The following is a 24,811-nucleotide window of genomic DNA, read 5'->3' as shown; positions in this document are numbered from 1 at the left end:
AAAATGAACGGCGGCAGACCGGGAATCGGCATCGCCATCGGATCGGGTGGCGGTGGCGGTGGCGGCGGCACACCCGGCGGAGGCGGGGGTTCCTCCCGACGCGGCGGCGGTGCCGGCGCGATCCCCGTGCTGGTGTTGATCGTGACGATGGACCCCGGGATGGTTCGACCACTCGGCGTGGTCCCGACCACCGCACCGTAAGCGGCCCCGCTGTTGACCGGCGTCGTCTTCTCGGCCACCTGGAAGCCGGCGTCCTTCAGCCGCTGCCGGGCCCGGTCGACATTCATGCCCGTCACGTTCGGCACCTCGCTGCCGGGACCGCCCTCGACGAAGCGGGGATCGGTCGGCGGCAGACGCACCTCGCCGAGATCGGTCGCGATCGGCTTCATCGCCTCGAACCAGATGCGCGCCGGCTCGTTACCCCCGTACAGGTCCCCGCTGTAGCACTTGCGAAGCGGGAACGAGCAGATCCCCGACGGCGAGTTGGAGTCGTCGAAGATGTAGACGGCGCCCGCGAGCTGGTTGGTGAATCCTAGGAACCCGGAGGACCGGTGGGACTCGGTCGTGCCGGTCTTACCGGACATCGGCAGATCCCAGCCCACCGAACCAGCGGCTCCCGCGGCCGTACCGCCCCCCTTGTCGTCCTTGCTCAGCGCGTTCGCGAGGGTGTTCGCCAAGCCCTCCGGGACCGCTTGGTCGCACTTCTCCGCGGTGAACGTCACCTCGTTGCCACGACGGTCGATGATCTTGTCGATCGGGTTGGGCGGACACCACGTGCCGCCCGAACTCAACGTCGCGGCCACATTCGACAACTCGAGGGCGTTGAGCTGGAACGGCCCCAAGGTGAACGATCCGGCGTTCTGTCGCTTGATGTACTCGGCGAGGCTCTCATTGCTTCCCCGGTCGTACGGTCGCGCCGTTCCCGGAAGGGCATAGGAGCGCAGTCCGAGCCGCACGGCCATGTCGACTGCGCGAGGCACACCCACCTGCTGGATGAGCTTGGCGAACGCGGTGTTTGGAGAACTGGCCAGCGCGTCGGTGACGTTCATCGACCCGCGGTAATTTCCCGCGTTCCTCACACACCACGTCTCTCTCGGGCAGCCGGGGGTGTCGCTGCTGCCGAGTCCGCGGGCTTGGAACGATCCGGGGACGGCGAGCTGGGCGTTGATGCCCATGCCCATCTCGAGCGCCGCGGCGGTGGTGAAGACCTTGAAGATCGAACCTGCGCCATCGCCGACGAGTGAGAACGGTTGCGGCTGCACCGTCTGCCCGGCGTCCTTGTTCAAGCCGTAATTGCGGTTGCTGGCCATCGCGAGCACCCGGTGCGAGTCCTTGCCCGGCCTGATGACGCTCATCACGCTGGCGATTCCGTCCAGCGTGGGGCTCGCGACCTTGTCGATCGCCCGTTTCACCGATGACTGGACCGTCGGGTCGAGCGTGGTGCGGATCAGATACCCGCCCCGGGCGACCTGTTCCTTGTTGATTCCCGCATGGGCCAGATAGGCCAGCACGTACTCGCAGAAAAAGCCGCGGTCACCGGCGGCGATGCATCCGCCCGGAAGTTCCTTGGGGCGGGGCAGCACACCCAGCGGCGCGGACTTGGCGGCTCGCAGTTCGTCGGTGTGCTGGGGGAGGAGTTCGATCATGGTGTCCAACACCAGGTTCCGGCGCTGCAGGGCCCCCTGAGGGTTGACGTAGGGATCCAGCGAGGTGGGCGACTGGACCAAACCGGCCAACAGCGCCGCCTGCTGCCAATTCAACCGCGAGGCGTTGATCCCGAAGTAGGTCTGCGCGGCGTCCTGAACACCGAACGCCCCGTTTCCGAACCCCACGAGGTTCAAGTAGCGCGTGAGGATCTCCGCCTTGGTGAACGTCTTGTCCAGCGTCAACGCCATCCGCATCTCGCGGAGCTTGCGCGCCGGAGTCAGCTCGACCGCGGCGCGCCTCTCGGCGTTGGTCTGCGCGGTCACCAGCAACTGGAAGTTCTTGACGTACTGCTGCTCGATCGTCGAACCGCCGCGGGTGTCGAGGTTGCCCGACAGATAACCCGACAGCCCGGTGAGTGTGCCTTGCCAGTCGACGCCCGCGTGTTCGGCGAACCGCTTGTCCTCGATCGAGACGATGGCCAGCTTCATGGTGTTGGCGATCTGCTCGCTCTTCACCTCGAACCGGCGCTGGCTGTAGAGCCAGGCGATCGGCTTCCCTGCGGCGTCGACCATCGTCGTCACCTGGGGGACGTCTTCCTCCACCAGCTGCGCCGACCCGTTGGCGACGACGTCGGAGGCTCGGTTGGACAACAGGCCGAATCCGCCCGCGAACGGGAACATCAGCGCCGCCACCAACACCCCGGCCAGCGTGCAGCACAAAATCAGCTTGATGACCGTCCCCCCGGCCGGTGAGCGCTCCGGCATGTCAGCAGAGTATTAAATGCGGTCTCGCGACGAACACTCCCGCGCCGATTTCATCGCAACGACGGCGAAACGCTCTGGTAACGGGCACGGTCAGCTTCGGTCCAGATCCCACTGGCCGAAGTCGGGTGCGAGGACCTCGTCGACGTCCACGTGGGTGTCTCCGATGGGCACGCCGGGCTCGGACGGGCCGATCACCACGGCCTGATAGAGCACGGCCCGGGGCTCGCGCTCACCAGCTGACCAGGCCTTGGTCTGCCACACCCACCAATGTCCGTCGCTGGTCGAGCGGCCGACGACGCCGTCGCCGATCGCCCACGAGCACGCCCGCGCGTGGCCGTAGAGGCCCGTGCGATCCACCCCCAGCACCGAATTGATTCCGCGGTACCACTCGAGCGCGACGTTCTCCCACGTCTCAGCGTCGATGTCCTCGTCAACGCTGAAGAAAATGGGTGCCGAATGAGGACCGCCCGCGGCAATGTGCAATCGCTGCGCGGTCAGGGCGTCCGCGACACCACCGTCGTATCCGCGTGTGTAATCGGACGGCGTGGGCCAGCCGGGCTTGCCGTACTGGTAGCAGCTGACGACGTGCAACCCCTCGGCCCGCAGCGAGTCGGCATACTCGCGCGTCACCGGTTTGAAGTCGAAGTCCGCGCCGGGCCGCAGTTCGGAGACGTAAACGAGCGCCCCGTCGAAGCCCGCCGCCTTGAGCTGATCGGCCGGGACCTTGCGGTGCGCGAAGTCGACGAGACGCAGCGGCGCCGCCGACGCACTCGGACCCGAAATCGTCGCTGCCGCTGCCCCGAGGAAGAACAGCGGCGGCGCCGCGACGGCATACTTGAGGAGATCGCGTCGGGAAGGAGAATTCCCTCCGCCACGACCGGGTGACCTCGGGGAGTCCTGCACGGCGCGATGCTAACAACATTGACGACGCACGGGTGCCGGTCGATTGATTTCTCTGTGCCTGATTCCTCGGTACCGAAACGCCCCCGCCCTATGCTGATGACCGATACGCAGCTGGACACGGCGGCGTCGCACCCGCACCTTCGACCGGACGGGGTGGCCATGCCCGCAGACCGACTCGCCATGCACGGCAAGCGGTCCTTGTCGAGGTGGCTTTCCATCGCCACAATCGTCCTCGCTCTGACAGCGTCTGCGGCGTGCGGTGGCGGGGTCGATCATCCGCCGGCCGATTCCAGTGCGCCGGCGACACCGCCGCCCCCGTCGGCCGCAACGCCCACCCCGACCATCCCGGCGCCCGGGCTGGCGCCGATCGACGAGTTGATCAACACCGCGATTGCCGCCCACGAATTGCCCGGCGCGGTGGTCGCGGTCGGACACCGCGGCGAGCTCGTCGTCCACCACGCGTACGGCTCACGGAAGCTGTCGGGCGAACCCGGGCTCGACGGTGCCCCGGCACCTGCCGAGCCGATGACCGAGGACACGATCTTCGACGTTGCGTCCCTGACCAAGAGCCTCGCTACGGCGACCGCCGTCTTGCAGCTCTACGAACAAAACAAGGTCGGACTCGACGAACCGGTGCAGAACTATCTGCCTGCCTTCAACAGTGCGCGCGATCCGCAGCGGGCCCAGGTGACGCTGCGCATGTTGCTCACCCACACTTCGGGCATCGCCGGCGATATCGACCTGCGGGATCCGTGGGGCCTGGCCGCCCCCGACAGCGCAGAAGGAATCCGCCGCGCGCTCGCCACGCCGCTGCAATTCGAGCCAGGAGAAGTGTTCCGCTACTCCGATATCAACTTCATCCTGCTCGGGGCGCTAATCGAACAGATCACCGGCCAATCAGAAGACGTCTACGTCCAGCGGAACGTGTTCGCGCCCCTCGGCATGGAGGACACCCGCTACCTCCCTCCGGCCAAGACGTGCGGCCCGCACAAGATCAGAGGGGCCGCGGTCGCGTGGGCACCCACATCGGAGCCGCCTGCTCCGACCGGCTGTCCCGACGATGCCTGGAACACCGACGTTTTGGCCCGGATCGCGCCGACCGCCCTCGACGAGGAAGGCAGAGCCCAACCGGGCGCCAACCCCGATCTCGACTTCCCGCTGCGAGGCACGGTCCACGATCCGACAGCACGGCGCATGGGTGGCGTCGCCGGGCATGCCGGGGTGTTCTCGACCGCACGTGACATCGGCCTCTACGCGCAGGCGCTGCTGGACCGATTGGCGGGCCGTCCCAGTGCGTTTCCGTTGACGCAGGAAACTCTTCGGCTGATGACGACGCCGCAGCAACCGGGGCACTCACCCGGACAGGTCGAAGCGGCCAACGAAGCCGCCCGAGAGGACATCGCCGCAGCACCCAACCCGAATCCGCTTCTCGCCCCGAACTATCCGGCGATACCGGGTCAAAACCTGCGCGGGCTCGGTTGGGATATCGACACGGGCCATTCGAAACCACGCGGACTGCTCTTTCCCGTCGGCAGCTTCGGGCATACGGGTTTCACCGGGACGTCGATGTGGATAGATCCTGCTTCTGACACGTATGTGATCCTGCTGACGAACGTCATCCACATCCGCGGCAGCAGACCGCTTTCGAACCTACAAGGAGAACTCGCCACGGTGACCGCCCGAGCGCTGGACCTGTACACCGACACGCAACCGGCCCCCAAACCCCGCTGAACGAGTAGGAAATGACCGAGTTGTACTACGCGCAAAGACAGTTCGAGGCGTACGGGCCATCACACCTGGTGGTCCTCGCGATCTTCGCGGTAGGCGCGGCACTGCTGATCTGGTTGGGCCGTAGACAGACCGAAGCGCAGGCGCGGGTGTTCTCACGCGTATTCGCGTTGCTGATCGTCGCGGCGTTCGTGGTGGCGTTGGTCTACAAGGTGATCCGACCCGACATCCAGACGTCCATACCGATCCAACTGTGCGACATCGCCGAACTCACGGCCGCCTATGCGCTTTGGTCACAACGACATTGGGCTTTCGCGCTGACGTACTACTGGTGTCTGCTCCTGAGTTCGCAGGCGTTGCTGACGCCCGACGTGGGAACTCCCCGCGAGGGCGCACCGGATTTCCCGCATCACCTGTTTCTCACGTTCTTCGTGCTTCACGTCTTCGCGGTCTGGGCGGCCATCTACCTCACGTGGGGACGGGGGAATCGCCCGCGATGGCGCAGCTACCGCTTCACCATCGTCGTGACCCTGATCTGGGCAGCGGCGACCTTCACCTTCAACGCGATCGTCGGCACGAATTATGGCTATCTGAACAGGAAGCCCCCGACAGCGTCGCTGTTGGATGTGTTCGGGCCGTGGCCGATGTATCTGGCGGTCGAAGTGGCGATCATCGTCGCCGCGTGGGCACTGATGACGTGGCCATGGGAGCGGAAGCGACGACACGCCGAGGCGGCTTAGCGGCCTGTCGGGAGCCGGCGCCGTCGAGGCGGCGGCGAAGGAAGGCAAAGCCGGGTCAACGACTGGGTCCAGGCGCGCCGAAGGACGGCGCGGGTTCCGGCGAAGACGTGGTGCCGTCCGAAGACGGTCGCGCCGGCCAGGAATCCACACAAAGCGCCCAGAAGAAAGATGCGCCGCGTATGTCGCTTGCTCCGCCGCATGGCCGTCGACGCGGCGAATCCGCACAAGGTGCCCAGGGCCGCGACCACGACCAGCAGAGCCACCCAAAACGGCAGTCCGAGCGAACCCATAAGCAACCTTCCGGCTCGTCATCCGCGAGCCGCTGGGGTCAATGGAATCACCGACACTGCGGGGCTGGCGGTCCTGTACGCGTTTCGTGACCGAAGCGAACGCGAAGCGTTGCAAGACGCCTACGTGGTTGCGCGACGCCTACGTGATCGTGACGCCACCGTCCACCACGATGGTCTGACCGGTGACGTAGCCACCGGCCTCGGATGCGAGCCAGACGACGGCGGCCGACAGCTCGTGCGGCTCACCCAAGCGCTTGAACACGACGCGGTCGGCCAGGGTGCGGTCCAAATAGCCCGGCTTGTACTCGTCGGTCATCTCGGACTTGAAGAAGCCCGGTGCCAGGGCGTTGACGCGGATTCCCTTGCGCTCGCCCCACTGTTGGGCGAGGTCGCGGGTGAGGCCGACGATCGCGGCCTTGCTGGCGCTGTAGGCGGCCTGGGGGAGCGCCGCGGTGGTCAGACCCAAGACGCTGGAGATGTTGATGATCGAACTGCCCGGCTGCATCACCCGCCCACACGCTTGGGCGGCCCAGTACGAGCCGTTGAGGTTGACATCGACGACCTTGCGGAACTCTTCAGGCGTTTCCCGAGTGGCAGGCACGGCGGTGCCGACTCCGGCGTTGTTCACCAACACATCGACGCGGCCGAACTCCCGCATTGCCGCCTCGACGAGCGCCGTGCACTGATCGGGGTCGGCGACGTCGGTCTGGACGTTGAGAGCGCGTTTGCCGGCGGCCCTGACGAGTTCTGCTGTGGTTTCCAGCTTTTCGGCACGCCGGGCAGCCAGCACCACATCCGCACCGGCTTGTGCAACCGCCTCGGCGAACGACACTCCAAGCCCGGACGATGCGCCGGTGATGACGACGACCTTGTCGTCGAGTCGGAAGCGGTCCAGAATCGTCATCTCCGACGTTCTCCTGTCTATCGTGGTAGCTGTGCTCGACCAACCGTAATGTGTGGGTTCGTCGCGCCCGGCGGGGCGGTGCTCGCCCGGTCGAGGGTTCGAACCGGCCATTGCGGGCACCACTAGGGGCAGTCGGTTCCGGTAAGGGATAGCGAGTAACGCATGGTTGTACCCGGGTGGGTGTGGGCGCTGACGATCGTCGCCATCGTCGGACTCTTGGCGTTCGACTTCTTCTTCCATGTACGCAAGGCTCATGTCCCGACCCTCAAAGAGGCGGCGATCTGGTCGGCGTTGTACGTCGGGATCGCGGTGCTGTTCGGGATCGGTGTGTTGATCTTCGGGGGCGTCGACCCCGGTGGCGAGTATTTCGCGGGGTATATCACCGAGAAAGCGCTGTCGGTCGACAACCTCTTCGTCTTCCTGATCATCATCAGCAGCTTCCGCGTGCCGCGCGAGGACCAGCAGAAGGTGCTGCTGTTCGGCATCGTGTTCTCGTTGATCGCGCGGACCGGCTTCATCTTCCTCGGCGCTGCGCTGATCAACACCTTCGCCTGGGTCTTTTATGCGTTCGGGTTGATCCTTCTGATCACCGCGGGCAACATGCTGGCACCGAACAACAGCGACTCGGAGACCGCCGACAACTTCATCATTCGGCTGGCGCGGAAGCTCTTTCACACCACCGAGCACTACGACGGCGACAAGCTGTTCACGACGGTGGACGGCAAGCGCGCGATGACGCCGATGCTGCTGGTCATGGTTGCCATCGGCGGCACCGACATCCTTTTCGCTCTCGACTCGATCCCGGCGATCTTCGGTCTGACCCAGAACGTCTACATCGTCTTCACCGCGACGGCGTTCTCGTTGTTGGGCCTTCGGCAGCTGTACTTCCTCATCGACGGCCTGCTCGACCGGTTGATCTACCTTTCGTACGGTCTCGCGGCGATCCTGGCGTTCATCGGTGTGAAGCTGATCCTGCATGCGCTGCACGAGAACAACGTGCCGTTCATCAACGACGGAGAACCCGTCACGGTCGTCGAAGTCAGCACCGCCCTCTCGCTCTCGGTGATCATCGGAGTCCTCGTCGTCACCGTCGTCGCATCGCTGTTCAGTAAGAGGGGAACGGCCCAGACGGCGATCGCCAACGCTCGCCGGCACGCTCGGGCCTATCTCGATTCCGAGTACACCCGCAGCGCCGCCGAACGCGAACGCATCTTCAAGGCGCTTCTTCGTGAGCGTGACCAGATCCTCGCGCTCGGTCCCAAGTACCGGCAGCTGGTTCGTGACGAAGATGCGCTCATCGAGCTGCTCGATCGCGCGGCCGCCAAGCACGATGAGGCGGTCGACCGCGGCGAAGCTGAACCCTTCACCCGCAAGGGGCTCACCGCCCGATAGCGCTCGGGAAATCACTTGTGTCTCTTTGGTTTCTGTGGTCACAAATGGGTCGGGGTTGTCGGTGGGTCGAACTAGTGTTCGAGTATGTCGGCGGAGCAGGTCACCCAGCGCATCGCGGCGATGGACCGCGAGCTGACCGCGTTGATTGCTGAGTCGTTCGACACGTTGGGCACCGCTGAGCAGTTGAGGTTGATCGTGCAGTGGAGACGTTCACCCGGCGTCAAGCGGCAGTGAGCCACAGCATGGTGGCCGGGCTGGGGCGTGCGCCGATCGAGGAGTTGGGGGAAAACAGCGTGGCCGGGGCGTTGGCGGTGTTGTTGCGCCTTTCCAAGGCCGAGGCGCATCGGCGGGTGGCCGAGGCCAAAGAGTTGGCGCCGCGGCGGGCGATGACCGGCGAGACACTCGAACCGGTGCTGGCCCACACCGCCGCGGCTGTGGAGCAGGGCCTGGTGGGTGCCGAGCATGTGCGGGTCATCCGGCGGTTCTTTGACAAGCAGGTGCCGGCCTCGACGCCGTTTGACGTGCGCGAGGCCGCCGAAGGGCAGCTGGCGCAGCTGGCCACCAAGCACACACCTGAGGAATTGCGCGCGGCCGCCCAGCGGCTGGCGGCGTATTTGAACCCCGATGGGGATTTCTCCGATGAGTTGCGCGCGGCGCAGCGCTGGTTGCGTCTGGGTCGGCAGCGCCTTGATGGGATGAGTGAGCTACGTGGACTGCTTGATCCGGCCACCCGGGCGGCGTTGGAGGCGGTGCTGGCGGTGTGGGCGGCTCCTGGCGCTGCCACCCCGACGGCGAAACCGAGGGCGAGGACGGTCAGCGATGTGCGGATCAGGATCCCTCGGCGCAGGCGGACGCGTCGGCGGAGACGGTGGCCGCTGATCGGCGCACGGTCGGGCAGCGCAACCACGATGCGCTCAATGCCATGTGCCGGAAGTTGCTCGCCTCGGGCACGTTGGGCAGCCATAACGGCTTGCCGGCGACGCTGCTGATCACCGCCAAGCTCAAAGAGCTCGAATCGGGCACCGGCCACGGGCTCACCGGCGGGGGGTCGCTGTTGCCGATGAGCGAGGTGATCAAACAGGCCTCCTCCGCGCACCACTATCTGGCGATCTTCGATGACCACACCGAAGAAATTCTGTACTTGGGGCGGGCTAACCGTTTGGCGTCCAAGGCCCAGCGGCTGGCGCTGTTCGCCAGGGATCGGGGCTGCACCCGGCCCGGTTGCACGGCCCCGGCTTACCACTGCCAGGTCCATCATGGGGACAACGATTGGGCCGCTGGCGGTCAGACTGACATCGACGAGCTGACTCTGGCGTGTGGCCCCGATAATCGGCGGGTCAAACCCGGCGGCTGGCGCACCTACAAACGCAAAGACGGGCGCACCGCATGGCGTCCTCCGCCCCAGCTCGACACCGGCCAAGCCCGCGTCAACAACTACCACCACCCCAACCGCTACCTCATCCCCGACGACGGAGACGACGAGGACAGCGCAGACTGTCCCGACATCGACGACGACGACAGCGCAGACTGTCCCGACATCGACGACGGCGACGAATCAGAACTGAGCGTGAATTAGCCTGCCGCACAGCGCTTCGCACGCGTGTGGGCGAGTCGGGCCCGCCTTCACGCGATGGCTACCGCCGACGGGCACGGTCGCACAACGGCTCCGCATACACCGAAGGGGGCCGCATCGCTGCGGCCCCCTTTCGAACGTGGTCAAGGCTGTTTGGCGTACCGGATCAGGAATGCGACTGCGACATATCCCGCGGCGACACCGATCACCAGCCACAGCACCAACGGCACCACCAGCGACACCGGTGACCATCCGATGCTGGAGAACGTCGCAGCCGTGTAGAAGAGCCAGAGCACGCGGTAGAGCGACCAGAGCGCAGTCAGCCCCGCAGAGATTCCGATCACCAGGCTGTACGTCCGGTCGACGCGACTGACCTGCTCTTCGACGCGGGCGGGCACGATATTCATTGCTGTTCCTTTTCGTCATCACGTCGCCGGGATGGCTTCGTCGTGACCGAAGTACAGCCGGGGACCGGGACTACCGATCCCAATAAGTTCAACCCGCGGCGAGGATCGTCGTCAGCAAGACAAACGCCGACATCCCGATCGCGATGCCCACCCAGATCGCCGAGCTGATTCTGTCCGTAGAGGAATACGGATCATGGCTCATGACACATCTGTGCCCCCGGAGAGCCAGTGCAAACCCCGCAATCAAAGATCGCAAAACCAGCGGCCTTCAGAGCGCAGGAGAGCGACCTCGAGGAAGGCAGGACTGTGCTCACCGCTACGCTGCCCGTCGACATTGGGTGAACGAGAAGCGGTCGATGGCAGGGGATGGTCGAGATGGGTGTGTATGTAGTCACCGGGGCCGCGTCCGGCATGGGTCAGCAAGCCGCCACCAAGCTGAGAGCGCAGGGGCACACCGTCATCGCTGTCGACGTCAAAGAAGGCGACATCGAGGCCGACCTGTCGACCGCCGACGGGCGACAGAGCGCCGCTGATCAGGTGCTCGCCAGGTCGAACCGACTGGACGGTGCCGTGTTGGCCGCGGGGATCGGGCCGACACCCGGCAAGGACAGCACGCGGCGGATATTCGAGGTCAACTATCGCGGCGTGGTCGACCTGCTGCAGGCGTGGCGCCCCGCTCTGGCCGCCACCGAGCGAGCCAAAATCGTGGTGATCGGCAGCAATTCGACAACCACCACCCCCGCGGTGCCGCGACGCACAGTGCGTGCGCTCTTGGACGGCGATACCGACAAAGCGGTGCGCTCCCTGAAGCTGCTCGGGCCTGCCGCGCCATCGCTCGGCTATGCCGCCTCGAAAATCGCGGTCTCCCAATGGGTCCGGCGCACCGCGGTGACACCACAGTGGGCGGGCGCGGGCATCCGGCTCAACGCCCTCGCCCCCGGCGCCATCATGACGCCGCTGTTGGAGAAGCAACTGGCCACACCGCGCGAGGCCAAGGCGGTCAACGCTTTCCCGGTGCCTGTCGGAGGTTTCGGAGATCCCGCCCAGCTCGCCGACTGGATGTTGTTCATGCTGTCGGACTCCGCCGACTTCCTCTGCGGCAGCATTATTTTCGTCGATGGCGGTTCAGACGCCTACTTCCGGTCGCGGGACTGGCCGAAATCCGTGCCCGCTCGGCGGCTGCCGTCGTACCTGTGGCGGTTCCAGAGGTTCAACGCCACCAAGTCCAAATAGCCGCCACCGAAAAGTCAGAACTTGGCTACGGCGCCGGCGTCGACGGGTAACGCCGCCCCGGTGATGTACTGCGATTCGTCGGAGGCGAGAAACAGCACGGCATTGCTGACGGCCCGCGCCTCGATCACCGGTTTCGGGAGCATGTGGAAGTGTCCGATGACCTGCGTGGCGTCCTCCATCGTTGGATCGCTGAGGTCGGGCCGGACCGTGCGGCGGAAATGGTCGTTGTCGATCATCGGTGTCAGGATGTTGCCGGGGTGGATCGAGTTAACTCTGATCCATTGCGGTGCAAGCTCGTTGGCCAGCGAGTTCATCAATCCGACGACAGCGTGCTTGGCCGACGCGTAGTGGGCCATGTAGCCGCCGCCGCGAAGCCCCAACATCGAACTGACCAGGATGATCGAGCCACCGCCGTTGGTCATGTGCGGCAGTGCGGCTTTCACGGTGTGCCAGACGCCGGTCACGTTGATGTCGAACATCGTCTGCCACGCGGATTCCCGGATCATCGCGGCGGGCGCTGGATCGGCGCTGATGCCGGCGTTGGCGACGACGATGTCGAGCGGTCCGAGTTCACCGACCCCGCGCTCGAGAGCCGTCTGAAGGCTCGAGAGGTCGCGCACATCTGCCTTGGCGGTCACGATGCGGCGGCCCGATTTCTCGACCAGCGTTGCCGTGTCGGCGAGGTCTGCCTCGGTGGGACCGGGATATCCGGCGGCGTCGATGTCATCGCAGACGTCGACGGCGATGACGTCGGCCCCCTCCTCGGCGAGCCGGACCGCGTGTTCGCGCCCCTGACCGCGGGCGGCGCCGGTGATGAACGCGACCTTGCCGGCAACCCGGCCGACCCTGTTCTCTGTCATTGCGGCCTTTCGCGTACACGGAAGTGGCGGTCAGTCAAACACGGTAGTGCCGAGGGGAGCTGATTCGACGCTTCCCAGAGGAGGTCGGAACGGTGGCCGTGGAAATCAGACTCGCGCGGCAGGGCGCTCGATTCGCTCGAGTTCGGCACGTGCCTGTCGCTCGACGAACAACGGGATGAAGTCGCGGATGGGACGATCCGCGAAGCGGGCATGCTGTTCGCGGACCAGGCTCGTCACCGCATCCGCCGGAACGCTGGGATAAGACCCCGCCAGACGGGCGGCGATCTGATCCAGGATCTGCTGCTCATTCAACTCGATCACCCGCAAATCTTGCTCTTAGAGGGGCTAACGGGTCAAGGTGCGACTGTAGGAAAACTCTTGGGGGGACGTTCGGCAGTAGCGCGTGGCAGGCGGCTCTCTCGATCAGCCATATATCCACGGCTGCCTGCCGCGCCGATGAGGGTGCTGACGCGCGAAACAGGCGGCTGGGTAGGTACTTTCGTGAGAGCAACCCTAAGTGTGGCGAATGACGAAGTTCACCACGGCCTCGGCGAAGGCGTCGTTACGATCTCCGGCCACCATGTGTCCGGCGCCGCCGACATCGACGAAGTCGACGTCGGGGAAGCGGCCGAGAAACTCCCGGGCGCGCTCTTCGGTCACCAGGTCACTGCGCTGCCCGCGCACGAGCAGCATCGGAACCCCGTTGCGCAGAATCGCGTCGACCGCGGCGTGCATCCGGTCCACTTCGGTCACTTCGATCGGCGGCAACGCGGCGGTGCCGTCGATGAACTTCGGATCCCAGTGCCAGTACCAGCGACCGTCGCGTTCGCGCAGGTTCGTCTTCAAGCCGTTGAGGTCGGCCGGCCTGGGCCGGTGGGGGTTGTACTGCTGGATCATGTCGGCGACCTCGTCGAGCGATGCGAAGCCCGACGTCATCTTCTCGGCCATGAAGTCGTGGATTCGTGACGCGCCGGACTCGTTCATATCCGGCACGATGTCGACGAGGACGATCGCGCGCACCGTACCGGGCGAGAGTTCACCGGCGAGCAGCATCGCGGTGAACCCACCAAGGGAAGCGCCGACGATGACGGGCCGGTCGGGGAGCTCGCCGAGCACTTCGAGCACGTCCCCGGCGAACGTAGTGACGCGATAGTCGCCGTCGGCCGACCAGTCGGACTCGCCGTGTCCGCGGAAGTCGACGGTGACGGCCTGCCACCCGCGTTCGGCGACCGCGGCTGCCGCTCGGCCCCATGACCGCCGGGTTTGTCCGCCGCCGTGCAAGAACACCACAGCCGGCGCGGCCGGATCGCCGATGCGGTCTGCGACGATCGTCACGCCGTCGTTAGTAGAGACACGAAAAACATTGGGAGCCAGGGTCATCGGCATACCCCGGCGATGACGGTCCGAGTGATCGCCTCGGCCCGGCTCCGGCGAAACGACCGCCCCTCGGTGAGGATCGCGTAGACGATCCCGCCGACGATGGCGTCGGCCGCCGCCTGCGATGTGGCGTCATCGATCCCGTCGGCCGACAACCGCGCTCTGACGCCCTCGTGCAATGGGTCGCTGAAGCCCGCCTGCATGCGTGCCTTGGTGTCCTCATGCTCCATTCCCGCGACGGTGAGGATGCGCAGCATGGCGTTGCCGCGCTCGCCCGTGAGCGTGGCCGCGAGGCTGGCCGACCATCGGCTCAGGTCAGCCACGAGGTCGCCGGTGTGCCCGACGGGCCGCAGGATCTTGTCCGCATCCTCGAGCAGCACATCGGCGACGAGAGCCGGGCGGCTCGGCCACCACCGGTAGATCGTCTGCTTGCCGACACCGGCGCGCGCCGCGACCGCCTCGATGCTCAGCCCGTCGAACCCGCGCTGGAGTAGCAGTTCCTTGGTGGCCGAAATGATCGCCGTGCGGGAGCGCTCGCTGCGGCGGCGGGGCGCTTTCGCCTCGGTGACCATCGGTTGACTCCGCATCTGAGGGGGTCGGCTTTACAGATGGTGACAGGATGCATAATCTTTGGCAAGACGAGACGTTGCGTCTCGTGGGAGTGGAGAGGGACGCGATTGGCCGGCCACCGGTGACGCCCAAGAAGCTCGTCATCGGCGCCAGCGGCTTCTTGGGTTCCCACGTCACCAAGCAACTGGTCGCCCGCGGCGACGACGTGCGCGTGCTGCTTCGTCCGACCAGTTCGACCCGCGGCATCGACGGCTTGCCGGTCGACATCCGGCGCGGCGACATCTTCGACGCGGAGGGCGTGCGCTCCGCGATGCGTGGATGCGATGTCGTGTACTACTGCGTCGTCGACGCGCGTCCGTGGCTGCTCGACCCCACGCCGATGTGGCGCACCAATGTCGACGGCTTACAAGCCGTGCTGGATGTCGCCGTCGACGCGGGACTTCACCGCTTCGTGTTCACCAGTTCGATCGCCACCATCGGCCGCTCCAGCGACGGCCCCGTCGACGAAACCACCGCTCACAACTGGCTCGACATCGGCGGCGACTACGTCCGCAGCCGGGTGCAGGCCGAGCAGATGGTGCTGCGCTACAGCGCCGAGAAGGGTCTTCCCGCCGTCGCGATGTGCGTCTCGAACACCTACGGGCCGGGGGATTGGCTGCCGACCCCGCACGGGGCGCTGCTGTCGGCGGCCGTGCGCGGCAAGCTGCCGTTCTACATCGACGGTTTCGAGAGCGAGACCGTCGGCATCGAGGATGCCGCGCGGGCGATGATCCTCGCGGGTGAGCGCGGCCGGATCGGTGAGCGCTACATCGTCTCCGAGCGGTGGATGACCGCGCGGGAGATCTTCGAAGCCGGTTGTGGCGCAGTGGGAGTCGAGCCCCCACGACGCGGCGTGCCGATCGCACTGATGGCAGCCGCGAGCTACCCGAGCAGCTGGATCGCCCGGCTCCGCGGCCGTGACACCTTGTTGACACCGCTGAACATCCGGCTGATGAACATCATGTCTGTAATGGACCACTCGAAGGCGGTACGCGAGTTGGGCTGGGAGCCGTCGCCGACGCCCGACGCGATCGCGGCGGCCGCGCAGTTCTTCCGAACATCACGCCGGTCCGGCAGGGGGTCCGTGTGAGCCTGGCCCTGACCCCCGAACAACGGGAACTCAGCGAGTCGGTCGCGCAGTTCGCGGTGCGGCGCGCCCCGGTGTCGGGCACCCGCGAATCCTTCGACCTGCTTGCGCAGGGCCGCCTGCCGTCTTGGTGGGAGGAGTTCGTCACCAACGGATTTCACGCCGTGCACCTGCCCGAGAGCTACGGCGGTCAGGGCGGCGCCCTGCTCGACGCCGCCTGCGTGCTCGAGGCGGCGGGCAGGACATCGCTTCCCGGACCGCTGCTGCCGACCGTGGCGACGGGCGCGGTCGCCCTGTTGGCCGAACCGACCCCTTCGACCACAGCGTTGCTGACCCGCCTCGCCGACGGCGACGCGGCCGCGTTGGCGTTGCCCGGCGACTCGACGTTCACTGCCCGCGACGACGGGCACCGGTGGTCGATCAACGGCGACTCGGACCTGATCGCGGGGATTTGTGCGGCGACAACGGCTTTGGTTTGTGCCGTCGGCGACCGCGGGGACCACATCTGGCTCGCCATCGATACGACGCATCCCGCGGCGGCCGTCGAATCCGTGCGCGGCACCGACCTGTTGACCGACCTCGGCAGGTTGCGTCTTGCCGACTATCCGGTCGAGAAGACCGACGTTCTCAACGGTATCGACGCCCGGCGGGCCGAGTACCTTGCCACCGCGCTGACAGCGAGCGTGGCCGTCGGCATCACGCAGTGGTGTGTGGAAGCCGCCACCGCGCATCTGCGCACGCGCGAACAGTTCGGCAAGCTCATCGGCACGTTCCAGGCGCTGCAGCACAGCGCCGCAATGCTTCTGGTCAACAGCGAGTTGGCCAGCGCGGCGACCTGGGATGCGGTGCGCGCGGCGTCCGAACCGATCGACCAACACGCGATGGCCGCGGCCGGCGCTGCGCTGATGGCCGTCGCGCCGTGCCCGGACCTTGCCCTGGACACGCTGACGATGTTCGGCGCCATCGGCTTCACCTGGGAACACGACCTGCACCTCTACTGGCGGCGGGCCACCAGCCTGTCCGCGTCGATCGGGGAGAGGAATCGCTGGGCCAAGCGGCTGGGTGAACTGGCCGCCACTGGTGAACGCGATTTCTCGGTCGACCTCGGTGATGCCGAATCCGCGTTCCGGGCTCGGATCGCCGAGACCCTCGAGGAGGCCGCGGCGCTGAGCAACGATGGCCCGGGGCGTCAAGGCGACTACGAGCACTTCGCCACGGGCGCGCAGCGCACCGCCATCGCCGATGCGGGATTGATCGCCCCGCACTGGCCGCCGCCCTGGGGAATCGACGCCAGCCCGCTGCAACAACTGATCATCGACGAGGAGTTCGGCAAGCGGCCCTCGGTGGTACGACCGTCGCTGGGAATCGCCGAGTGGATCCTGCCCTCACTGATCAAGGCCGGCTCCAAAGAGCTGCAGCAGCAGCTCATCACGCCCACCCAGCGCGGCGAACTGGCGTGGTGCCAGCTGTTCAGCGAGCCGGGTGCGGGTTCGGATCTCGCCGCATTGGCCACGCGGGCGACCAAGGTCGACGGCGGATGGCGCATCCACGGGCACAAGATCTGGACCTCATCGGCGCACCGGGCCGACTACGGAGCGCTACTTGCCCGGACCGATCCGACGGCCCCGAAACACCGCGGCATCGGCTACTTCATCATCGATATGCGCTCACCCGGGATCGAAGTCCAGCCGATCAAGCAGGCCAGCGGGGAACAGGAGTTCAACGAGGTCTTCCTCGACGACGTCTTCGTCCCCGACGGGATGCTGCTCGGCGAGCCGACCGGGGGGTGGGCGCTGGCCATCGCCACCATGGCCGAAGAGCGTTCGGCCATCAGTGGTTACGTGCAGTACGACCGGGCAGCGCCACTGCGTCGAAGCGCCGCGGCACCCGACAGGCCGCGCGAGGACGCGCTGCGCGAGCTGGGGGAACTCGACGCCTACGCCAACGCGATCAAAGCACTCGGTGTGCGCGAGACCATCCGGCTGCTCGACGGGCAGGCTTCGGGCGCGGCGTCCAGCATCGCCAAGGTTGCGATGAACGTGCTTCTGCGACGCACGTTCCCGGCAACCCTCGGCTCGGCGGGCCGATCGGCGATGGCCGCCGAATCCGACGTCGTACAGCCGTATCTGCGAGTGCCCGCCGAGCTGATCGGAGGCGGCACCAAGGAGATTCAGCTCAACATCATCGCCCAGATGATCCTCGGGCTCCCGCGCAAGTGATCAACTGAAGAAGGACACCCATGGGACTACGTGGTGAAGCCGCGATCGTCGGCTACGTCGAACTGCCGCCCGAGCGGTTCAACAAGGCGACCCCGGCGCCGTTCACCCTCGAGCAGTGGGCGGAGCTGGCCTCGGCTGCGCTGCAGGACGCCGGGCTCTCAGGGGAACTCGTCAACGGCATCGTCACCTCACACCTGGCCGAGTCGGAGATCTTCGTACCGTCCACGATCGCCGAATACCTGGGCGTGCGAGCCAACTTCGCCGAGCTCGTCGACCTCGGCGGGGCGAGCGCGGCGGCGATGGTGTGGCGGGCGGCCGCGGCGGTCGAGCTCGGCTTGTGCGACGTGGTGCTGTGTGCGCTGCCTGCGCGCTACATCACGCCGATGTCGGAGAAGAAGCCGAAGCCGTTGGTGGACGCCGTGTTCTTCGGTTCGTCGAGCAATCAGTACGGTTCTCCGCAGGCCGAATTCGAGATCCCGTACGGCAACCTGGGGCAGAACGGGCCGTACGGTCAGGTAGCCACCCGCTACGGAGCGGTGTACGGCTACGACGAGCGGGCGATGGCCAAGATCGTCGTCGATCAACGGGTCAACGCCAATCACACCGAAGGCGCGATCTGGAAGGACAAACCACTAACCGTCGACGACGTGCTGAACAGCCCGATCATCGCCGACCCGTTGCACATGCTCGAGATCGTGATGCCGTGTGTGGGCGGCGCAGCGGTGGTCGTCGCGAGCGCGGACATCGCCAGGCGAGCGCGGAACAGGCCGGTGTGGATCAAGGGTTTCGGCGAGCACGTCCCGTTCAAGACCCCCACGTACGCGGCCGATCTCCTGCACACCCCGATGGCGGAGGCCACCGCGACCGCTTTCGGCATGACCGATCTGACCCGCACCGATATGGACATGGTCTCGATCTACGACTGCTACACGATCACCGTGCTGCTGTCGCTGGAGGACGCCGGGTTCTGCGAGAAGGGCAAGGGCATGCAGTTCGTCGCCGACCACGACCTCACGTTCCGCGGGGACTTCCCGCTCAACACCGCCGGTGGCCAACTCGGTTTCGGCCAGGCCGGTCTCGCGGGCGGAATGCACCACGTCTGCGATGCGACGCGCCAGATCATGGGCCGGGCCGACGCCGCACAGTTGTCCGACTGCAATCGCGCGTTCGTGTCCGGTAACGGCGGAATCCTGTCCGAGCAGACCGCCCTGATCCTCGAGGGAGACTGACCCGTGACTACCTTCGAGCGGCCCATGCCGGTGAAAACCCCGACCACTGCGCCTTTTTGGGATGCGCTGGCCCAGCACCGCATTCGGATCCAGTATTCGCCGTCATCGGATGTGTACGTGTTCTATCCGAGGGTCCGAGCGCCGAAGACCCTCGCCGACGACCTCGAGTGGCGCGCGATCTCCGGGATGGGCACGCTGTACTCGTACACGGTGGCGCGCCGGCCCGTCGGGCCGCACTTCGCCGATGCGGTGCCTCAGCTGCTGGCGATCGTCGAATGGGATGAGGGACCGCGGTTTTCCACCGAGCTGGTCGACGTCGAACCCGGCGACTTGAGAGTCGGGATGCGGGTCAAACCCGTGTTCTTCGACTACCCCGAGCACGACGTGACGATGCTGCGCTACACCCCGGCATAGTCGTTCAGCGCCGCAGGGGGGCCAGCAGCGCTTCGAGGCCGTAGGCGAACACCGCGTCATAGTCGGTGGGTGACTGCAGCGCTTGCACGAGGGCACGGTCGGGCCAGTCATCGGTCCACAGCGACGGGTCCTCCTCGTCATGTTTCTCACCGCGCACCGCCGAAAACTGCATCACCGCAGACGAAATGACATGCACCTCCACCGCGCGCAGCACCAGGGCGGCGTCCTGGCCCGTCACGCCGAGCTCGGCGAGGTGGGCCGCCAGCGCCTGCTGGACCGGCAGGAACAGCCGAGGCGTCTGGTCACGTTCGTGGGCGATGGCGAGCAGATGTTGTCGACTGATCAGAGCCCGGCGTTGAGCATGCGCGAGTGACGCGATGCGGTCGACCGGGTTGTCACCGTCGGTGGGCAGATGTGCCATCTCGTCGAGCAGCCGGTCCACGAGACTGTCGAACAGCTTGTCGCGGCCGCCGACGTGCCAGTAGATCGAGGTCACCGCCACCCCGAGCTGCTCGGCCAGCCCGCGCATGGTGAAGCCGTCCACCCCGTGCAGTTCGATCATCCTGGCGGCGGCGTCGAGGATGACCTCTGCGTTGACCGCCTCCTGGCCCCTAGCGGCCGTCCGTCGTGTCGCCACCGGGCTCACCCCCGGTCATCCGTTCGGGCTCGGGCAGGTCGAGGTAGCGCTCGAGGTTGCGGTGCATGTTGATCACGCGGCGCTCCTCGTTGGACAGCGTCAGGTGCTTCAAGCCCGGCTGGTGCAGGCCCCGCTGTAGACCCGCCAACACCGAGATGTCCTGGGTGAGAACCAGTCCGGGGTGGGCGTCTTCGGCCTTCATGCGCACGTCGACGGGCTTGGTACGTGGCGAGCCTGGCGCCATCCGTGTCCACAGCAGCATCACCAATTCGCCGCGGTCCGGATCGGATCCCGGATGTGACGTCATCACCGTCAGGTGGTCGGCATTCATCAGCAGCGTCATGTTCGGGAACACGTTGTACTGGTGCAGCCGCATGATCTGCTCGGTGTCCGCCCATTGCAGGTCGACACCCCGGGATGCGGCGAATGCGCGTGTGCGGGCGGCGATGACATCGGCGACCGACGCGCCGGCTTCGCGGTCGTCGGGCAGCGGGGTGCCCTCCTCGACGCCCATCAATGCGCCCTGCGTGCACACGTACGCGTCCCACACCTCGTCGTCGCTGACCGACTGTTTCAAGTGGGGGCTCGGCACCCCGTACAGCTGTTCGGATTTGCCCGTGTGTCCCCAGATCGTCTGTGGGGCGTAGACATCGTCCATGCAGCGATGCAACTCAGGGTGCAGGGTTTGAATGTGGTAGGTCTCGCTGTAGCCGTCGACGATCGTCTTCCAGTTGGCGTCGACGTCGATCGTCATCGTGGCGTAGCAGCGGAAGTCGGCCAGCCTGCACCATTCCACATCGGCGGGCATCGCCTCGAGGTAGTCGAGCAGCGGCATCGCGTCGACATCGAGGTTGACGAAGACCAGCCGTTCCCAGGTGTCGACGGCGACCGGCACCAGCGGCAGCTCGGACATGTGTAATGCGCCGAACCCCTTGCGGTTCGGTACCCGCCGCAGCGATCCGCCGAGATCCCACGTCCAGCCGTGGTACCCGCACCGCAGCTCGCGCAGACCCGAGCCCGCCCCGGAGCACAGTGAGTTGCCGCGATGCCGGCAGACGTTCTGAAACGCCCGCAGAACGCTGTCGTCGCCGCAGACGATCAGCACGGAGTATGGGCCGCAGCGATATTCGAAGTAGTCGCCAGGCTCGGCGACGTGATCAGTCGTGCAGGCCAGTTGCCACACCTTGGGCCACATGCGTTCGATCTCGAGAGCAGCGAATGCGGGCGAATAGTACCGCTCGGCGGGCACCAGGGTGGGCCGCGCGGGCGGGGTGCCGATCGCATCTTCGCGTCGGACTTCTTGCGCTGTGTGTGTCACGAACGGTCCTCTCCGAAGTCGCCGCGAAGCTTCTGTAACGGTGTTACAGTGCCCGACATTAGCGGCTGACATCCGGATGCGGAGGAGTAATCGTGTTCGACCTGAAAATCACCGGCGGAACCGTCGTCGACGGCACAGGAGCGGACCGGTACACCGCCGACATCGGCATCAGGGACGGCAGGATCGTCGAAGTCCGTCGCCGCGGACACGGCGACGCTCCGCTGGAGGGCGAAGCCGCCGAGACGATGGATGCCACCGGGAAAGTCGTCGCACCGGGCTTCGTCGACATCCACACCCATTACGACGGGCAGGTCAGCTGGGACAGCTTGCTCGAGCCCTCCAGCGGCCACGGGGTGACCACCGTGGTGACCGGCAATTGCGGCGTCGGGTTCGCACCGGTGCGGCCAGGCCACGAGGAATGGCTGATCGGGTTGATGGAGGGCGTCGAAGACATCCCGGGCACCGCGCTCACCGAGGGCATCTCGTGGGGGTGGGAGAGTTATCCCGAATACCTCGATGTCGTCGAAAAGCAGGACTTCGCCATCGATGTGGGCAGCCAGATCGCCCACGGCGCGGTGCGCGCGTATGCGATGGGGGAGCGCGGAGCCCGCAACGAGCCCGCCTCACCGGAGGACATCGCGGCGATGGCCCGCCTCGTGCAGCAGGGCATCGAGGCCGGTGCGCTGGGCTTCTCGACGTCGCGCACGCTGGGGCACCGGGCCATCGACGGTGAACCGGTTCCGGGCACCTTCGCCGCCGAAGACGAACTGTTCGGCCTCGGCCGCGCCATGGCCGCCGGCGGGCGGGCCGTGTTCGAGCTGGCGCCGCAGGGGGTCGCGGGCGAGGACATCATCGCGCCCAAGAAGGAACTGGAATGGATGAAGCGTCTCGCCGCCGAGATTGACCGACCCATCTCGTTCGGGATGATCCAGGTCGATGCGGCGCCGGACCTGTGGCGCGAACAGCTCGACATCTCGGCCGTGGCCCATGCGTCAGGCAGTGAACTCTATCCGCAGATCGCCGCGCGCCCGTTCGGGATGCTGTTCGGCTTCCCGGGCCATCACGCCTTCACCCACCGGCCGACCTTCCGCAAGCTGAAGGCCGAATGCAGCCGCGAAGAGTTGGCCGCGCGCCTGGCGGACCCGGCGGTCAAGGCCGCGATCCTGGCCGAGGAGGACTTGCCGCCCGATCCGAATGTGTTGTTCGACAACATGTTCGCGCTCGTGCAGTACTCGCTGGGTCGCATCTATGCGCTGGGCGATCCGCCCGACTACGAACCGACGGTCGAACGCACCGTGGACAAGATCGCCAGCGACCGCGGTGAGGACCCGCTGACCACGTTGTACGACCTGATGCTCGAGGACGACGCAACGGCGATGCTGATGCTGCCGTTCTACAACTATTTCTACGGCAACCACGACGCGATCCGGGAGATGCTGCTGCATCCGGCGGGTGTGGTCGGGTTGTCCGACGGCGGCGCACATTGCGGCATGATCTGCGACGCGTCGTATCCCACGTTCCTTCTCACGCACTGGGCGCGAGACCGCCACCGCGGTGACAAGCTTCCGCTGGAATACGTGGTGCGCAAACAGTCTCACGACACCGCGCAGCTGTTCGGGCTGACCGATCGCGGCGTCATCGAGGTAGGCAAGAAGGCCGACGTCAATGTCATCGACATGGATGCGCTGACATTGCATCCCGCGCGGATGGCCTATGACCTGCCTGCGGGGGGACAGCGGTTGGTGCAGGGCGCCTCCGGTTACACCGCGACGATCGTCAGCGGCGTGGTGACGCGCCGCGACGGCGTCGACACGGGCGCCCGGCCGGGGCGCCTTGTGCGCGGCGCTCGCTGATCCCGGATCAGCCGCAGACGAGAGACGGCCCCCTCGTTGCCGAGGGGGCCGTCATCGTCGTACCTACTTAGTTGCTGCCGGAACCGCTGCCCGACCCGGAACCGCTGCCCGACCCGGAACCGCTGCCCGAGCCGGAGCCCGTGCTGCCGGAGCCGTTGGCCGAGCCGGTGCTGCCGGAGCCGGTGCCGGTGCTGCCGGAGCCGGTGCTGTCTGTCGAGCCGGCGCTGCCGATCGAACCGGTGCTGCCGGTCGAACCGGTGCTGCCGGAGCCGGTCGTGCTGCCGGCACCGGTGGTGGTGCCGGAACCGCTGGTGCTGCCGGTGCTGCCGCTCCGGCTGGTGCTGATGCCCGAGGTGTTGCTGCCGGTGTTGGTGTTCGAGCCCGTGGTGCTCTCGGCGTCGGTGGTGCTGTCGCCGGCATCCTCACCAGCGTCCGAGCCTTTCTCGGCGCCGGTGCTCACCTCAGTGCCCTCCTCGGCGCTCTCCTCGGTGCCTTCGGCTTCCTCGGTGGCTTCGTCGGTGCCCTCCTCGGTGCCTTTGGCTTCCTTGGCGGCTTCGCCCGTGCTTTCGCCGGTACCTTCGCCTTCCTCGGTGCCTTCGCCTTCGCCGTCGTTGGCGAGGCTGATCGCGAGTGTGTCACCACCGAAGCTGAACTCGCCCGGGCCACCCGGCGCGCTCAGGGTCGACGCAGCAGGGGCCGGAGGCGCGATCGCGTTGGCGATCTGGCTGGGCAGCGTGACCGCGAGATAGGTGAACAGACCACGGTCGAGCAGACCCTGCCACTCCGAGGGGGAGGCGGCGGGCTGGAATCCGTTGACCAGAGCGCTGAGCGCCAGCACCGGGAGGTTCACCAGGTTGGTGACGGCGTCGGCGATGTTGCCTGCGGCCAACGCTTCGCGTGTGGCGTCGAAAATCTCGGTCGACTGCACGATCGAGCCGACGATCGGTTCGAAAATCGCCTTGGTGAGCGCGAATTCAGAGACGACATCGAGCAGTGCAGGCAACTTCTCCGCGCCGGGCAGCGCCCCCACGAACTGCGAGGGGATGGAGAGGATCGGGATCAGCGGCCGCATTCCGGCCAGGAACCTGAGCACGAACCAGCCGTTGACCTTCGAGAAAGCCTCGAAGAACTGTCCCTGCGACAGGTAGGTCAGTGACTCGCTGATCACACCGGGAAGCTGTTCAGCCGCCAGCCGCATCGCCTCGATGGTCCCCGAGATCGCCGTCTCGATGGTGGGTCCGTACTTCGAATTGAAGTTGAGAACCTCATTCAGCAGAGGACCCGGGTTCAGGGTGTTCTGAATCAGGACATTGGCGGTCTCGCGGAAGATGTAGCCGGTGCTCAGCTGCCTCAAGAGGTTTTCCGTCGCGCCGGCGGAGTCTCCGGTCAGCGTCTCCAGGCTACCGAACGTGTCGGCGATGGCCTGTCCCCACACGAGGAGCGGATTGCTGGCCGCCGTGAGCTGGACCGCGGCGTGCGCGACGCGCTCCTGGACATCCTGAACAGTGGGCATCGGGGGGGCTACCGGGCTGACCGCGATCACGCTGGCACTTGCCATTGCGACGCCAGCAACCAACAGCTTGGAGTTGCGCCGACTCGATGGCGAGTAACTGGGTGGGAGGTCCTG

At 66.4% G+C, this 24,811-nt stretch carries 23 protein-coding genes; 12 read left to right on the top strand and 11 right to left on the bottom strand.

Annotation, left to right across the window (positions count from 1 at the left end):
- A partial coding sequence (gene ponA2 / locus CEX88_RS23795) for a transglycosylase/D,D-transpeptidase PonA2 (protein WP_094295382.1) occupies positions 1–2,411 on the bottom strand: 2,411 nt, incomplete at its 3' end.
- Between the two features lie 90 nt (positions 2,412–2,501).
- Entirely contained in the window at positions 2,502–3,314 is an 813-nt protein-coding gene (locus CEX88_RS23790; protein ID WP_066844552.1) for a DUF1906 domain-containing protein, read from the bottom strand.
- Between the two features lie 180 nt (positions 3,315–3,494).
- On the opposite strand from CEX88_RS23790, the gene CEX88_RS23785 reads away from it, so the two are divergent.
- Both CEX88_RS23785 and CEX88_RS23780 read left to right on the top strand, forming a co-directional pair.
- Positions 3,495–5,045, top strand: a complete 1,551-nt coding sequence (locus CEX88_RS23785) for a serine hydrolase domain-containing protein (protein ID WP_094295390.1) — start codon at positions 3,495–3,497, stop codon at positions 5,043–5,045.
- 11 nt (positions 5,046–5,056) lie between these two features.
- Positions 5,057–5,782: a YwaF family protein gene (locus tag CEX88_RS23780; RefSeq protein WP_068197079.1), complete on the top strand. Its 726-nt coding sequence runs from the start codon at positions 5,057–5,059 to the stop codon at positions 5,780–5,782.
- Between the two features lie 429 nt (positions 5,783–6,211).
- On the opposite strand, the gene CEX88_RS23770 is transcribed toward CEX88_RS23780, so the two are convergent.
- Positions 6,212–6,976, bottom strand: a complete 765-nt coding sequence (locus CEX88_RS23770) for an SDR family NAD(P)-dependent oxidoreductase (protein WP_094295380.1) — start codon at positions 6,974–6,976, stop codon at positions 6,212–6,214.
- A 162-nt stretch (positions 6,977–7,138) separates the two neighbouring features.
- On the opposite strand from CEX88_RS23770, the gene CEX88_RS23765 reads away from it, so the two are divergent.
- The 4 genes from CEX88_RS23765 to CEX88_RS26435 all read left to right on the top strand — a co-directional run bounded on the left by CEX88_RS23765 (position 7,139) and on the right by CEX88_RS26435 (position 9,944).
- On the top strand, positions 7,139–8,368 hold the full coding sequence (locus CEX88_RS23765; RefSeq protein ID WP_094295379.1) for a TerC family protein: 1,230 nt from the start codon (positions 7,139–7,141) through the stop codon (positions 8,366–8,368).
- Between the two features lie 84 nt (positions 8,369–8,452).
- Entirely contained in the window at positions 8,453–8,602 is a 150-nt protein-coding gene (locus CEX88_RS26445) for a hypothetical protein (protein ID WP_238382176.1), read from the top strand.
- Positions 8,599–9,357, top strand: coding sequence for a DUF222 domain-containing protein (locus CEX88_RS26440; RefSeq protein ID WP_094295378.1), 759 nt, complete (start codon positions 8,599–8,601; stop codon positions 9,355–9,357). Before CEX88_RS26445 ends, CEX88_RS26440 begins: the two co-directional genes overlap by 4 nt.
- Complete coding sequence (locus tag CEX88_RS26435) at positions 9,291–9,944, top strand: HNH endonuclease signature motif containing protein (protein ID WP_420799245.1); 654 nt, start codon at positions 9,291–9,293, stop codon at positions 9,942–9,944. The genes CEX88_RS26440 and CEX88_RS26435 overlap by 67 nt, the downstream gene beginning before the upstream one ends.
- Before the next feature lie 140 nt (positions 9,945–10,084).
- On the opposite strand, the gene CEX88_RS23750 is transcribed toward CEX88_RS26435, so the two are convergent.
- On the bottom strand, positions 10,085–10,348 hold the full coding sequence (locus CEX88_RS23750; RefSeq protein WP_094295376.1) for a hypothetical protein: 264 nt from the start codon (positions 10,346–10,348) through the stop codon (positions 10,085–10,087).
- A 375-nt stretch (positions 10,349–10,723) separates the two neighbouring features.
- Here CEX88_RS23750 and CEX88_RS23745 point away from each other — a divergent pair, with 375 nt between their 5' ends.
- Complete coding sequence (locus tag CEX88_RS23745) at positions 10,724–11,581, top strand: SDR family oxidoreductase (RefSeq protein WP_094295389.1); 858 nt, start codon at positions 10,724–10,726, stop codon at positions 11,579–11,581.
- A 14-nt stretch (positions 11,582–11,595) separates the two neighbouring features.
- Here CEX88_RS23745 and CEX88_RS23740 read toward each other — a convergent pair whose 3' ends face one another.
- The 4 genes from CEX88_RS23740 to CEX88_RS23725 form a co-directional block, all read right to left on the bottom strand.
- The gene (locus CEX88_RS23740) at positions 11,596–12,441 is read right to left on the bottom strand and encodes a mycofactocin-coupled SDR family oxidoreductase (RefSeq protein WP_094295375.1); all 846 of its coding nucleotides are present in this window, start codon (positions 12,439–12,441) and stop codon (positions 11,596–11,598) included.
- Between the two features lie 105 nt (positions 12,442–12,546).
- Positions 12,547–12,762 carry a three-helix bundle dimerization domain-containing protein gene (locus tag CEX88_RS23735; RefSeq protein WP_094295374.1) on the bottom strand — a complete coding sequence of 72 codons (216 nt, stop codon included), beginning with the start codon at positions 12,760–12,762 and terminating at the stop codon, positions 12,547–12,549.
- Between the two features lie 192 nt (positions 12,763–12,954).
- Positions 12,955–13,821, bottom strand: a complete 867-nt coding sequence (locus CEX88_RS23730; protein WP_094295388.1) for an alpha/beta fold hydrolase — start codon at positions 13,819–13,821, stop codon at positions 12,955–12,957.
- Complete coding sequence (locus tag CEX88_RS23725) at positions 13,818–14,390, bottom strand: TetR/AcrR family transcriptional regulator (protein ID WP_094295373.1); 573 nt, start codon at positions 14,388–14,390, stop codon at positions 13,818–13,820. The genes CEX88_RS23730 and CEX88_RS23725 overlap by 4 nt, the downstream gene beginning before the upstream one ends.
- A 119-nt stretch (positions 14,391–14,509) precedes the next feature.
- Here CEX88_RS23725 and CEX88_RS23720 point away from each other — a divergent pair, with 119 nt between their 5' ends.
- The 4 genes from CEX88_RS23720 to CEX88_RS23705 are packed head-to-tail and all read left to right on the top strand — an operon-like array spanning position 14,510 to position 19,376.
- Positions 14,510–15,517: an NAD-dependent epimerase/dehydratase family protein gene (locus CEX88_RS23720; RefSeq protein ID WP_094295372.1), complete on the top strand. Its 1,008-nt coding sequence runs from the start codon at positions 14,510–14,512 to the stop codon at positions 15,515–15,517.
- Positions 15,514–17,733 carry an acyl-CoA dehydrogenase family protein gene (locus tag CEX88_RS23715; RefSeq protein ID WP_094295371.1) on the top strand — a complete coding sequence of 740 codons (2,220 nt, stop codon included), beginning with the start codon at positions 15,514–15,516 and terminating at the stop codon, positions 17,731–17,733. Before CEX88_RS23720 ends, CEX88_RS23715 begins: the two co-directional genes overlap by 4 nt.
- A gap of 20 nt (positions 17,734–17,753) precedes the next feature.
- Positions 17,754–18,962, top strand: a complete 1,209-nt coding sequence (locus tag CEX88_RS23710) for a thiolase family protein (RefSeq protein ID WP_094295370.1) — start codon at positions 17,754–17,756, stop codon at positions 18,960–18,962.
- Positions 18,963–18,965: 3 nt separating this feature from the next.
- A complete protein-coding gene (locus CEX88_RS23705) occupies positions 18,966–19,376 on the top strand; it encodes a Zn-ribbon domain-containing OB-fold protein (protein WP_094295369.1) in 411 nt (136 codons plus the stop codon).
- A 4-nt stretch (positions 19,377–19,380) separates the two neighbouring features.
- Here CEX88_RS23705 and CEX88_RS23700 read toward each other — a convergent pair whose 3' ends face one another.
- A complete protein-coding gene (locus CEX88_RS23700; RefSeq protein ID WP_094295387.1) occupies positions 19,381–20,013 on the bottom strand; it encodes a TetR/AcrR family transcriptional regulator in 633 nt (210 codons plus the stop codon).
- Positions 19,988–21,331, bottom strand: a complete 1,344-nt coding sequence (locus tag CEX88_RS23695; RefSeq protein WP_238382175.1) for an aromatic ring-hydroxylating oxygenase subunit alpha — start codon at positions 21,329–21,331, stop codon at positions 19,988–19,990. Before CEX88_RS23695 ends, CEX88_RS23700 begins: the two co-directional genes overlap by 26 nt.
- Positions 21,332–21,423: 92 nt before the next feature.
- Between CEX88_RS23695 and CEX88_RS23690 the strand changes: the two genes are divergently transcribed.
- The gene (locus tag CEX88_RS23690) at positions 21,424–23,184 is read left to right on the top strand and encodes an N-acyl-D-amino-acid deacylase family protein (RefSeq protein ID WP_094295367.1); all 1,761 of its coding nucleotides are present in this window, start codon (positions 21,424–21,426) and stop codon (positions 23,182–23,184) included.
- Between the two features lie 67 nt (positions 23,185–23,251).
- On the opposite strand, the gene CEX88_RS23685 is transcribed toward CEX88_RS23690, so the two are convergent.
- Positions 23,252–24,742: a hypothetical protein gene (locus CEX88_RS23685; RefSeq protein ID WP_094295366.1), complete on the bottom strand. Its 1,491-nt coding sequence runs from the start codon at positions 24,740–24,742 to the stop codon at positions 23,252–23,254.
- Between the last annotated feature and the right edge of the window lie 69 nt (positions 24,743–24,811).

This window comes from Mycobacterium neumannii, from assembly GCF_002245615.1.
Taxonomy (GTDB): Bacteria; Actinomycetota; Actinomycetes; order Mycobacteriales; family Mycobacteriaceae; genus Mycobacterium; species Mycobacterium neumannii_A.
The sequence above is the reverse complement of the archived record's forward strand: the minus strand, read 5'-3'. Positions and strand labels throughout refer to the sequence as shown.